This is a genomic window from Paenibacillus agaridevorans (assembly GCF_018604145.1).
GTDB lineage: Bacteria > Bacillota > Bacilli > Paenibacillales > Paenibacillaceae > Pristimantibacillus > Pristimantibacillus agaridevorans.
The window spans coordinates 5,095,049-5,108,270 of record NZ_CP075889.1 but is presented as its reverse complement, the minus strand read 5'-3'; the positions used below and the strand labels follow the sequence as shown (position 1 = coordinate 5,108,270).

Here is a 13,222-nt window from a genome sequence, read left to right as displayed (position 1 = left end):
TGGATTAACGAGGAGGATCTACGTGGGAGACTTAAAAGATCGATCAACGTCTTACATTCGTGTTTTTACAGTGGAACCGGAAAATCATATTGAATATAAAAGAAGATTTGCAAAGGCGGTTACGCGCAGTGACTTAGGGAACAAAATTCATTTTTCAGCTATGCGGGCAATGGAATTAGACGATGAGGGAGCTATTAAAGACTTCAACCAACAACTAGACCTTTATACGAAGCACTATAAGCTTGGAGAGATTTTGTGGTTGTTTTATAAGTTTTTGTATGCTTCAAATTTGAATTCTTTTATTGATGAGGTTAAGGCTAGAGGACTTTATATCTTTGATATTTGGGGATATGTGCCGGGCTCGTTCTCAAACCGGTCGTCATGGGGGGAATATGAAGTGCCGGAGCAAGCCGCCGCTTATCTTAGGAAGTCTTTGGGCAGCAAGTTCATGGGCTTCGATAATGGTGAGCAGGATGGGCGATATATTGGTGCTTATACGCCAATGATTTGTCCGGTAGATAGTAACAGGAAGAGTCAGTATTTACACTTTCAGCGTCACTTCGAGCAGCTTGGGAATCATTTTGATAATCAGACATCCGTCGTCTGTTCTTTGACCTTTTGTCATTATTTTGCCAAAGAAGGCAACTCTATTATAATCGGAGCGGAAACAGCGCAGGCGCTCCCGAATGCCAACATATGGTACTCCTATTTAAGAGGGGCAGGAAAGCAATACGGTCTGTTATGGTTCGGCAATGCTTCAATTTGGAATCGCTTTGGCTACAAGGATTATGAAAGAGTAGGTGTGGAGAATGGCTACGAATTTGGACCCGATGCGGGGACTAGCTTAAGCCTGCTGCGCAGACTTATTTACGTTGAATACATGTACAATTGCGATATTCTTGGCTTGGAATGGGGCTTTACGATGCCGGATAGTGAGGATGAAACCGAAACTAAGCTAACACCAATTGGACAAATTCAAACCGAGGCTGTCCAATTCGTTGCTAATAATGGATATCCTGGCATAATGTACACGCCAGCTGCAGTGTTGATGGACTTCTTTAATGGCTGGACACCGCCAAGACATCTATATACCCATGAGTACTACAAGGTTTGGGGGAATCTTCCTTATGAGGAAGGCGATTATCAGACGCATGCTTTGTTTACAATGCTATTTCCTGGCTACGAAAATTCAGGCTTCTATCGTGATGAGAGAGGCTTTCTGACTGCTACACCGTATGGAGATATGACGGATGTTATTTTCTCGGATGCGGATCAGCAAATTTTGAACAGCTATCACACGGTTATTTTAGCTGGCAAAGTCACTCTGGATGTAGAGCTTTATGAAAAGCTCCGTGCATTTGTAGAAGGCGGAGGGCATTTGATTGCGACTGCAGATGTCATTCTATCAGCTCAACTGCCTCAGGAGTACGTGAATCAGGTATTAGACTTTGTCGGAATCAAAAAGCTAGGGGAGTTGCAAGCTTACACTTCGGATGAGACGATCCAATTCAGAAGTAAGGATCTTGAAGAAAAAGCATTTGAAGCATACAGCATTGAACCAAATGATGAAGTGGAAATTGTTGCTCGATTGTCGGATACAGGAACGCCATTCATTGTATGCAACGCCTTGAAGCAGGGCAAGGTTAGCTTTATTGCTTCTCCCTTCGGGCTGAACATGAACAAATTGCAGGAGTGCAAGCTGGAGGAGAGAGAAACCAAATATCTTGTAGGTGAAGATATCGTTACAGAGAAAATTATGACCGCTGCAGACAATGTGGATGGTAAAGATTTGCCTATGTACTATGATTTCCTATCCACGGTCAAGCAATATCTAGGAAGCTGCTTAAATGAATTGAAAATGGTTGAGATAACGAATGATAGCCTTCAGTGCATAGTAAATACTTGTGAAGAAGGCTCCTTCTTAGCGGCGATTGTGAATAATAGCTCCTCTACTCAAAAGTTTGATTTTGTTAGCAATAAGTATGGATTTTCGATAGAATCCGAGCTGGCGGTTCCGGGCTTGCCGGAGGATTTGATTGGATACTATGCGAAGGAATTTCATCATGAGGAGCAGACTGAGGAGGGCTCAGGAAGCTTGATGATCAAGCCAGCAGACATCCGAATATTCCGCTTAAAGACTAGTGGGTGGGCATTTCAAACACAAGAGGTCAGCTTCACAAGTGATTCTACGCAAGGCAAGTTTCTGGCAATCAGAAACATTAGTTCCTTGAAGACAGAGCTATTGACCAAGCCTACGTTTAAGCATCATTTCCATGGAGTCAAGCTGGACGCTTCCTATTTGATGGAGAAAGATATGGAGTGGCTGCGACAGGAAGCAGCATTTGTGAAGCAGCGTAAGTTTGAGGTCATTATTGACTTCTCGAGTATGCTTAATCATTATCCGCAGCTGTCGCTTTTGAATAATATTAAAGACCGTTATGAAGAAGGTAGGAAATTAATTGCGTTAACGTTCGAGAAGGCTGCGTTATTGGGCTGTAAAAGGGCGATCTTCATTTTGCATCGCAATGCCGAAAATCATATTACTGTGGAAGATGCGGTAGAACGGATGGCAGCCTCGCTGAAGGGGATTTGTGCAGATGCTGAGAAATATGGGATTACTATTTATCTTCAAAATGGCACGAAGGGCCGACTGTTGAAATCTACCGAGGAGACTGTAGGTTTCGTGAATAAGTTGCAGATCCATAACCTTAAGTTTGCCTTTAATCTGGCACATAGTATTGCATTAGGCGAACAGCCCGAAGCTGCGCTGGCTAAGTACAAGGATGATATTGGCGGCCTCCTGCTAAGTGTTCCTGGAAGAGATGACTACGGTCAATATTATGATAAGCATTGTCCGCTTTATCAGTCGGATGAACAACTAGCTGAGCTTATACACACCTACTCTAAATCGTCTATGGCTGAAGGGGTATTGGATTTCGTGTGTCAGGATGCGCTCTATGACAACTGGAACGAGGTGTACATAGATATAAAAACATGGTAATTGAAGACAGTAGATTGTTGACAATTAATTGAAAGAGACAGTAAGATAAAAGCAAAAAACAGAGGAGAACTAACGATGGATGAACTCCACTTTTTTGCGAAATATGCATGCAATTTGACGGCGGGAAACTTCCCTTCGCTAACAGGGAGACGCAGAACGCATGTGACAACGGATACCGAAGTGCTGCTGCTGGGGGACAGCCACGGATGGGGCCAGGGCTCGCCGGAATATGATGATCATTCGGCCAGCCGCCCGCATATGGCGGCCCCTTATAGTAATGGTTTCTTCAGCAAGCTGCGCCAACATATCATTGGCAAATACGGATGGTATTTAGCAGATTCAGGTCAGGTAGAATCTAGCCATCCGACGGCAGGATTCGCTCCAGGCAGCGGGGGCGGTACGCTTGTACGGATGACACGCCCAATCGGTGATAATTACGACGCTGCAGGTATCTATGCGCCTAGAACCAGCGAGCAGGATGATCGCGAAACCTGGGGTTACCTGGCTGCGGATCACAAGTTCAGTGAAGAGTTGATCGCATTGCCAAGTCGTCCGGCGGAGGAATCTGCACTGTATTGGGATATGACCTCGTATGCTACGAAGCTCTATATCGGTGTTGTTGCGAGCAGTTGGGGAGCGAGACTGCAAGTGAGTTTCGAACCTTACGGGGTAAGCAAGGGACTTGCGGCCGGATACGTTTATCCTCCACGCGAAGGTTATCCTCAGGTTACGCGGCTGGTTTCGGGGAGGCATACTCCCGCAGCTGGCGGTGAAGTCGAAGTCTTGCAGGGTCAACGCATTGTAATAGATACATACTTTGCCGGGGGTGAGGCAGAGGTCGTTTATTGCATCGATTTTGGACAGAAACAAAAGGGGCGTCTCCGTTTTACCCAGGCTGGCGCGAATACGAAAGCGAAATCGTTCGAACCGGAGCATGATCAATTGTCATGTCCGATTGTCGCATTGCGTGGCGTAGTGTTCGACGGCAACAATGTTCGCAATTTTTCGATGGGCGGTCATACGGTCGGTCAATGGCTGGGGGATGGAACGCCAAGCTATAACGATGAGTCTCAGGCGCATATGGATCAATTGCTGCGATATGTTCCCTTTACACCAACACTGGTCGTGATTCAGGCGCCAATTGTCAACGAGTATCTTCGACAAACGCCGCTTGCGGTATTCACTAGCCATTTGCATGAATTAACAGACAAGGTAAGCCGACATCTGAATGAGGATGGAAAAAAGCGCACCGACTTTCTTTTCCTGACGACGCCGGGGGACAAGCGGATTATGTTTGAAGGCGAACCGTCGGCCACTATCGGCTATGGAGACTACTACGAAGCGGCAAGGGAGTTTGCTCGCGCAAGCGGCGCCGGTTTTATTGATTTCGCGCAATATTTCGAGAGCTGCGTGCATGACGGAATACTGGATTATGAACTGTTGTTCGACGACCCCATTCATCCGTCGCCTTTCGTCAATGAGTTTATCGCAAGGCGGCTCTCGCAAGCCATTGATTTACTTATGTAGCGGGATTTCCTGCGTTTTGTTATATTTTTAATAGGATGAACGGCGAGGCGGTGAAGACATTGAAATATTTCAAAAAATTGCCGATTGGTCAGCAGTTGTCCATTCTCGCCTTTTTTGTGGTTGCTGTTATGATTTTTATTATTTTAAGCAATTTTATTCAGGTCTCCCGAGTCATGAAGGAGAAGAATAGCGAATATGTGACGGAATCCATTTCCCAGATTAACCAGACCATCGCTTCCAATAGCGATGTGGTCAAACGTCTCCTGGAAAAAATCTCTTATAATTCGCCGATTGTACAAAGCTACTTAAACGAAACGGATTCCGTCAGCAAGTTTGTGGAATACACCCAGCTCAAAAGCTACATCGGGGATATGATCGATATGAAGGATGGCATACTGGACATTGCTATGATCGACAATAATGGAACCGTTTTCAATACTAGCGGCGACATTAATGAATTGCTCCCGTTCCGCGAAGAAATTCCGGAGAGGAAAATGTATTATTATACGTCGCTCCAAACGATTCCTTTTAATAGCAAGATGAGGCATGTTTTTATTGCCGGGACCCGCATTTATTCCATTACCAATTTCGAAAACAAAGAGGTTCCCATCGGTACGCTTTTGCTTGTACTGGACATTAGCGCGATGCTAGGGAAACAAGAGCAAGTGATTCGAATGAGCGGCAGCGAAGTGTACATGATCGACCGCAACGGTGTCGTTTTTTATACGAACAACGATGAGATTTCGGTAGGGAGCAAGTATGACGAGGCTCAGCTTCTTGACGGCGATGACAGCGATATTATTCGTACAGGGGAAATTCCGGATCTCGGCGGACGGGTCATTATTAAAGTACCGGCCAGCGCGCTCCTAAGCGAAGTGGCTGAAATACGCAGACAGCAATTGCTGGTGTTCTGCATTTCTTTAGCGGTGCTTGCCTTTCCTTTTTTGTTTGTTATCAATAATATTTTGTATCCGCTCAAGAAGCTGTTGAGGTTTATGAAAGAGATTAGATCGGGCACATTGAAGACGTTGAAGAAACGGATTGAGCTCGACGGGTATTACGAGATGATGACCACAACCAATCATTTTAATGCGATGCTGGACGAAATTGACGATTTGACTCACAAACTGCTCGAAAGCAATGTGAGATTGTATGAAGCGGAACTTGTTAAGAAAAAATCCGAATTGGCCTTTTTGCAGAGTCAGATCAACCCGCATTTTCTCTATAACACATTAGAATCGATTAAAGGCATTGCCGCCGATGAAGGTTCCGATAAAATATTTCGAATCTCCAAGGCGCTGGCGCTGGTGTTTCGCTACAGCATTAAGGGTGCGGACAGGATACCGCTTCGCGAAGAGATTCAAATGATACAAAATTATATGTATATTCAGCAAATTCGTTTTGGCGACCGGATCGAGATGGAATACGAGATCGATCAAACACTTCTTGACTATAAAGTCCCACGTATGATTTTGCAGCCGATAGTGGAAAATGCCGTTTTTCATGGCATGGAGCCAAAGGTTGGCGGTTGTAAATTGCGATTCGAAGCTTATGTCCGCCAAGATATTCTCTATCTGTCGGTAAAGGACAGTGGAGTGGGCATTAAACGGGATACACTCGAGCATATTCAGGCGCGTCTGATGGCCGAGCCAGGATTTAAAGCTTCTGGCGAGAGGGAGGAGTGTACTGACGGAATAGGTTTGTTTAATGTCCATGACCGTATTCGTTTAAATTATGGCAATTTATATGGTGTACGTGTTGTCAGCATGCTCGGAATCGGCACGGAGGTTAGCATTCTGATGCCTTACGGGGGGGAGCTACTTGCATAAAGTGTTGTTGGTGGACGATGAAGAATTTGTAGTTAAAAGCTTAAAGGCTAGCGTGGATTGGCAGGCCTGCGGGTTTGAAATTGTAGGCGAAGCTTACAATGGGGATGATGCGGTTCGGGCGGTGCAGCAGTTGAAGCCGGATTTAGTTTTTACGGATATCCGCATGCCAGGCATGAACGGACTTGAGTTCATTAAGAAAGCTAAAGCGGTTGACGCCTCTACGCTGTTTATTATCGTCAGCGGCTACGCCGAGTTTGCTTTTGCGCAAAAGGCGCTTAATGTTGGCGCGATTGGTTATTGTCTCAAGCCGTTCGATGAACTTGAGATCTCCAGCTTTCTGCATAAAGCCGCAGCTATGCTGGATCAGACACGGCCGATTGACGAAGGAGAAATACTGGATTTGCTTGAAGACGCAACAGATCAGGGCGTAGATAAATTGCGCTCCAGACTGGAGCAGGCTGGTATTTGCATCGGGCAGCAGGAACGTTATAGAGTGGCTGTATCGGTCGGGCAGGAGCGACTGGCTCTAAATCCCGGTACGCAGGGTGAGCTGGTTTTGCGGATCGGTTATCGCAAATATGCGTACTGCATCGCAGATCAACCCCCGGGCCGAGCCGATGAGTGGTATACGCTTGCTCAGATATCGGGTTCAGCTGTTGGAGACGGAGGGTATATCGGGGATGTCGCGCGATTGAAGGGAGCGATCGAGAGGGCGGAGCTGGACGCTTATCGTTATTTTACAGTAGGCAAAGATGCCGAAAGATTGGAATCGGAAAATACGGAAGTGCCTGACAAGCTACGGACCCAACTAATAGGGGCGATTGCAAATCAGGATATGCCTGCGATATTTGCTGCGTTAACCGGGATCGAGAAGCAATTTTCCCAAGGGTTGCTTAATATCAGGCACGCGTTGACGGTATACAACGATACTATCGTGTTCCTGAACAGGATTGGAGAATCCGAAGAGCCCTTGTTGCTGACCTATGACAAGCTGACCGTCTTGTTTTCGGATGCGGGGCACATGGTGAGGCAGTTAAAGCAGGCATTGTCGGAGAGTTTAAACCGAAGTAAACTAAGCCTTAAACCTGAGGATATCAAAAACAGGACGTTTACGTCCATTCTTCACTTCGTCAACGAAAACTTTTGCCAGGATTTGTCCATTCAGAGCCTTTCCCGGTCGTTTAACATCAATGCCAATTATATCAGTCAGATGTTCAAGCGAGAGACCGGGAGGACCTTTACCGAACATTTGACCCAATTAAGGATGGAGTATGCCTGTCAATTATTGAGAACGGCCGATACGTCGATTCAGGAGGTGGCGGAGAAGGCCGGCTATCACGACTATTTCTATTTCAGCAGGCAATTCAAGCGGTATACAGGCACACCTCCGAGCACCTATCGCGCGGAGCATCAATGATTGTTTACAGAATCAAAGTAGTGGAGGACTATTTCTCTCAAACGGGAGAAGGTCCTCTTTTTTTTGTGTCGTGGATTCCATATGGACTGATATTAGTTACGGATGGACAAATGTTAGATGGATAGAGAGGGCGCAGTGGAGGCGGATCAAATTGGTATGAATTATCCAAACAATGGTTAGGGACGTTCATGTAGTGTAATGTCCGATCTGTATACAATTTGATTATGTAATCACCATTCAATAATAAGATAGAATTTTATGGAAATTTCATTAATGTATCATACGATTTATTAAAAGAAAGGGGGAACTTTATGAACAAGCAGTTGGAAGGAAAAGTCGCCATTGTTACTGGGGGCACTAAAGGGATAGGCGGAGCCTGTACACGATTGTTCGCAGAACGAGGCGCTAAAGTAGTCTTCACGGGAAGGGACGAAAATACAGGTCTAGAGCTCGAAAAAGAGTTGCATAGGAACGGGTATGAAGTAAAGTTTGCTCAATGTGATGTTTCCAACGAATCAGACATAATCCATGTAGTTAACCTAGCGGTCCAAAGCTTCAAACATATAGATATCTTAGTGAATAATGCGGCCACACATATTTCAAAACTTATGCACGAGTACTCCGAGGAAGATTTCAATACGATAATCAACACGAATCTGCGTAATTATTTTCTCCATTCCAAGTATGCGATTCCACATCTGCTCATAACAAAAGGCGCCATCGTAAATATATCATCCAGTACGGGCAAGGTAGGGCAGTATGCAGGCTCCTTATACTCAGCAACAAAGGGAGCTATCAATGCGTTTACCAAGTCGGTAGCGCTGGACTATGCTCGTTCAAATGTTCGTGCTAATGCCATACTTCCTGCCTATGTAGATACTCCATTGTTGAGGGCTTGGATCAATCAACAGGCCGATCCTGTTGCAACAGAACAGTCTTTAAGTAATTGTCATGCCCTGGGTCATATATCGAGTTCGGAAGAAATTGCGGCAGTAGCAGCATTTCTGGCAAGCGATGACGCCTCAACTATCACTGGATCCATCATCGATGCGGATGGAGGAGCAACCTTGGAATATTCTCCAGCCGTGATCAAGTTTAGGGGGTAGATAAACATGAGAATTGATGCTCATCAGCATTATTGGAAGCTGGATCGTGGCGATTATTATTGGCTGAAGCCAGAGCTAAGCAAGCTTTACCGCGATTTTCTCCCAAGTGATCTGACACCTATCCTGCATACGCATAATATTGACAAGACCGTTCTTGTTCAAGCTGCTCCTACAATGGCTGAAACTGAATACATGTTAACACTAGCTGAGCATGATCTAACAATTGCCGGGGTTGTGGGTTGGTTGGATCTGGAATCAAATGGTTTTCCAGCGCTATTCCAACGACTGATGACTCACACAAAGTTTGTCGGAATACGTCCCATGCTGCATGATCTTCCAGACGATGAGTGGATTCTTAGGCCGAAGGTCATTCAGTCTTTGAAGTTATTGGCCGAATATGATTTTCCAGTTGACTTCCTCATCTATTCACGGCATTTGCCTCATCTTAATAAATTGATTCAGCAAGTGCCGAATCTAAGAGGAGTTGTGGATCATATCGGAAAGCCGAATATTGCAAAGGGGGAGATTGAACCATGGAGAACACAAATTGCTGAATTAGCGAGTGGGACGAATATCTACTGTAAACTGTCAGGAATGGCTACCGAAGCGAATCACATGGAGTGGGATTATAAGCAGTTATCACCATACATACAACACTGTCTTGATTTGTTTGGCACCAACCGCGTCATGTTTGGCAGTGATTGGCCTGTGTGCCTGTTGGCGGCTTCTTACGATGAAGTAGTATCAATTTTGGAGGGCCATCTCTCTTCTAACCTGAATCAAGCAGATCTATCCAAGGTTTGGGGGTATAATGCGATCGATTTTTACAGACTACAAGTTTAACAAGTGAGGAAGATTACTATGGATAAGGAAATCATTGTATCATCAATCGAGTTAATTGAGTTATGTACTAAGAAGCTCATGAGTCATGGTCTGAGCCAAAAGCACGCAGGTATCGTTGCGGATGTTCTGGTCCATGCCAACCTAAGAGGTGTGGATTCACATGGCATCAACAGAATGGGGCATTACATTCAAAGACTGAAGGCAGGCGGGCTTAATCCTACCCCGAATATTCAGATGAAGAGTACGGGACCCTGTTCAGCCATAGTTGATGGCGATGATGGATTCGGACATATTATTGCTAAGGAAGCTATGGATCATGCGATAGCAATTGCTGAGCAGAATGGTGTTGGTATGATTAGCATAATTAACAGCAGTCATTGTGGTGCGTTATCTTATTTTGTTAACCAAGCAGTGGAACATAATATGATCGGCATCATGATGGTCAATACGGATAAGTTTGTTGTCCCTTTCGGTGCGGCTGAGCCATACTTTGGAACCAATCCGATTGCCTTCGGTTTTCCGACACACCAGCAAAAACCGATCATATTAGATATGGCGACAAGTCAAGTAGCGGTGGGGAAGATCCTATATGCTAAGCAAGTAGGAAAATCTATTCCTGCTGATTGGGCCGTAGATGCGGAAGGGAATCCAACAGAGGATCCTAATCAAGTTGTGGCTTTGAATCCTATGGGCGGGCCGAAAGGAACCGGACTTGCTCTAGTCATTGATATATTCTCGGGAATACTAACTGGCTCTGGATTCGGACCTCACGTAAGTCAGATGTATGGCAACTACAATAAGGCTCGTAAGCTGGGGCACTTCTTAATGGCCATTAATATCTCTTGTTTAACGGATTCTACTATATTCAAATATAAGATTGATCAACTTATTGACGAACTGCATCAATTACAACCGGCGCCTGGTCATCAGTCTGTATATATACCAGGGGAGCCAGAGCAAATGAGGGTGATTGAACGAATGAAATACGGGATTCCAGTGCCAGAGTCGGCATATACTTTTTTACAGGAGTAACGACATAATTGTGATAACAAGCTCAAAATATGCCCGAACAACAATTCAGTATACCCAAATTTAGTGGAGAGTGATAAGCATTGAAACTACATTACACTACACCAGCAAATAAATGGACGGAAGCGCTTCCCTTAGGAAATGGGCGGCTAGGTGCAATGGTGTTCGGAGGGATTGAAACGGAGCGACTTCAATTAAATGAAGACACTTTGTGGTCAGGGGAACCGAAGGACACGACAAATCCGAACGCACAAAAAGTACTTCCAGAAATTCGGGAGCTAATTAATCAAGGTAATTTTGTGGAAGCGGATGAACTTTGCAAACAAGCCATGGGACCTTATACACAATCTTATATGCCCATGGGCGATCTGTTTATCCATTTTTATCATGGGGCTTTGGCGAACAATTACGAGCGTCAACTGGATTTGGAGACGGCAACATCGGTAGTTCGCTATAGGATTGGAACCACTACATATACTCGAACTTGTTTTATTTCGAGTCCAGATAATGTAGTCGTCTTACGTATTGAGGCGGATCGTCAGGGTATGATCAGTTTTAAAGCCAATCTTTCAAGCCCGCTTCGCAGCCAGACAACTGTTGAGTTGGGACGTCACATCATTAAGGGACAAGCACCTCTCCACGTTGATCCGAATTATTACCGCGACAAAGAACAACCTATTCAATATGGGGACGGCGGGATCCGCTTTGACGGTCGGATAGGTGTGAAACTGGATGGTGGCATACATTCCGTTAATCACGACGGCCTACATGTGGAAGGTGCTTCAAGTGTTACGCTAATTTTTAGTGGAGCAACCAGTTTTAATGGTTATGATCGAAATCCATTCACCGAGGGTGTAGAGCCAAGTAGCTTAGCGGAGAGTTATTTGAATGCTGCTCATAATCTGAGTTACACAGAGTTGCTGGGCAAACATATTTCGGATTACAAACGATTGTATAACCGGGTTGAATTGGATCTTGGTGGATGTGACGATAATGAAAGTATCCCAACAGATAAAAGAATACTGGAATACGGAGCCAAAGATAGAAAGTTGGTAGAGTTACTGTTTCAATTTGGCCGATACTTGCTTATCTCAAGTTCACGTCCTGGAACACAAGCAGCTAATTTGCAGGGAATATGGAATCAAGAGACCCGCCCGCCATGGAGCGCAAATTATACGTTAAATATTAACACTCAGATGAATTATTGGCTCGCGGAAGTCTGTAACTTGTCGGAATGCCATAAGCCATTGTTGGAGTTTATTCGAAATCTCTCAGAATCAGGTTCAAAAACCGCACTTGTAAATTACGGGGCCAGAGGGTGGGTCGCTCATCACAACAGCGACATATGGTGTCAAACGGCTCCAGTAGGGGATTATGGAGATGGTGATCCGGTATGGGCGAGTTGGTTCGTGGCAGGTGCATGGCTAAGTCAGCACCTTTGGGAACATTATGCATTTAGCGGCGATGTAACGTATCTTCGGGAGACAGGTTATCCTATTATGAAAGAAGCGGCTTTGTTTTGTCTCGACTGGCTATGCGAGGAACCTGATGGTTATCTGGTTACTTCACCATCAACTTCTCCTGAACATAAATTTGTTACTTCTGATCGTCAATTGGCAGCTGTAAGCAAAGGAACTACGATGGATATTTTGTTGATAGAGGAATTATTTACAAATTGTATTCAAGCAGCATCCTTGCTTAATGTAGATATGGAGCTGAGGGAAGAGTTTAAAGCAGCTGTTAATAAACTTCGTCCATACACGATTAGCAAAGATGGTCATCTTCAAGAGTGGTTCCTTGATTTTGAAGATGAAGACATTCATCATCGTCACGTATCTCATTTATATGGGGTATACCCGGGGTATTTATTTACTGAAAGGAAAAGACCTGAACTTTATGAGGCAACAAAAAAATCTTTGGAACGTCGAAGTGATACTGGCATGGGTTGGAGTTTGGCCTGGAAAATAAATCTTTGGGCACGATTCGGCGATGGTGATCGCGCGTTAAAGTTAATAGATCGTATACTCAATCTAGTCCGAGAAGAAGATACAGCGGATTATAATAGCATGGGGATTTATCCAAATCTCCTTGACGTAGGTCCACCATTCCAGATAGACGGGAATTTTGGCTTTACCGCAGGTATTGCAGAAATGTTAATGCAGTCCCACACCGATGCTATCCGTTTGATTCCCGCACTGCCAATTGAATGGCCGTCGGGCTCAGTAAAAGGTTTACGCGCGAGGAACGGATTTGAAGTCGGTTTTACGTGGAGACAGAATAAGGTTGAGCGCGTAAACATTTACTCAGCGCTAGGCAAAGTGTGCCGTGTAAGGATGGACTGCCAAATGGCCGTTCTAGCTGAAGGACAAGCCGTTCAGATAAAACAGTTGGAGGACGGAATCATCAGCTTTCCTACAACTATAGGAGCAAACTATACAATCGAGACTTCACATTGTGAGTAGATACGCAA

8 protein-coding genes are annotated in these 13,222 nt (G+C 44.9%); all 8 read left to right on the top strand.

What is annotated here, in order from left to right; translation table 11 throughout:
* Window positions 1–22 precede the first annotated feature (22 nt).
* The 8 genes from KJW29_RS20775 (at window position 23) to KJW29_RS20740 (ending at window position 13,214) form a co-directional block, all read left to right on the top strand.
* Window positions 23–3,001, top strand: coding sequence for a TIM barrel protein (locus KJW29_RS20775; RefSeq protein WP_214626005.1), 2,979 nt, complete (start codon window positions 23–25; stop codon window positions 2,999–3,001).
* A gap of 75 nt (window positions 3,002–3,076) precedes the next feature.
* Complete coding sequence (locus KJW29_RS20770) at window positions 3,077–4,528, top strand: SGNH/GDSL hydrolase family protein (protein WP_214626004.1); 1,452 nt, start codon at window positions 3,077–3,079, stop codon at window positions 4,526–4,528.
* 50 nt (window positions 4,529–4,578) lie between these two features.
* Window positions 4,579–6,357 (top strand): sensor histidine kinase, encoded by a 1,779-nt coding sequence (locus tag KJW29_RS20765; RefSeq protein WP_214626003.1) that lies wholly within the window; start codon window positions 4,579–4,581, stop codon window positions 6,355–6,357.
* A 1-nt stretch (window position 6,358) separates the two neighbouring features.
* On the top strand, window positions 6,359–7,774 hold the full coding sequence (locus tag KJW29_RS20760) for a response regulator transcription factor (protein WP_246608874.1): 1,416 nt from the start codon (window positions 6,359–6,361) through the stop codon (window positions 7,772–7,774).
* Between the two features lie 311 nt (window positions 7,775–8,085).
* Complete coding sequence (locus tag KJW29_RS20755; RefSeq protein ID WP_214626001.1) at window positions 8,086–8,880, top strand: SDR family NAD(P)-dependent oxidoreductase; 795 nt, start codon at window positions 8,086–8,088, stop codon at window positions 8,878–8,880.
* 6 nt (window positions 8,881–8,886) lie between these two features.
* A complete protein-coding gene (locus KJW29_RS20750) occupies window positions 8,887–9,723 on the top strand; it encodes an amidohydrolase family protein (protein WP_214626000.1) in 837 nt (278 codons plus the stop codon).
* An 18-nt stretch (window positions 9,724–9,741) separates the two neighbouring features.
* Window positions 9,742–10,755: an ureidoglycolate dehydrogenase gene (gene allD, locus KJW29_RS20745; protein WP_214625999.1), complete on the top strand. Its 1,014-nt coding sequence runs from the start codon at window positions 9,742–9,744 to the stop codon at window positions 10,753–10,755.
* Window positions 10,756–10,835: 80 nt separating this feature from the next.
* Window positions 10,836–13,214: a glycoside hydrolase family 95 protein gene (locus KJW29_RS20740; protein ID WP_214625998.1), complete on the top strand. Its 2,379-nt coding sequence runs from the start codon at window positions 10,836–10,838 to the stop codon at window positions 13,212–13,214.
* Window positions 13,215–13,222 lie beyond the last annotated feature (8 nt).

What these genes read in the sequence shown, in the direction of transcription:
- KJW29_RS20770 (WP_214626004.1), top strand. Translation starts at nt 3,077, where the DNA reads ATGGATGAACTCCACTTTTTTGCGAAATATGCATGCAATTTGACGGCG.
- KJW29_RS20755 (WP_214626001.1), top strand. Translation starts at nt 8,086, where the DNA reads ATGAACAAGCAGTTGGAAGGAAAAGTCGCCATTGTTACTGGGGGCACT.
- KJW29_RS20750 (WP_214626000.1), top strand. Translation starts at nt 8,887, where the DNA reads ATGAGAATTGATGCTCATCAGCATTATTGGAAGCTGGATCGTGGCGAT.
- allD (WP_214625999.1), top strand. Translation starts at nt 9,742, where the DNA reads ATGGATAAGGAAATCATTGTATCATCAATCGAGTTAATTGAGTTATGT.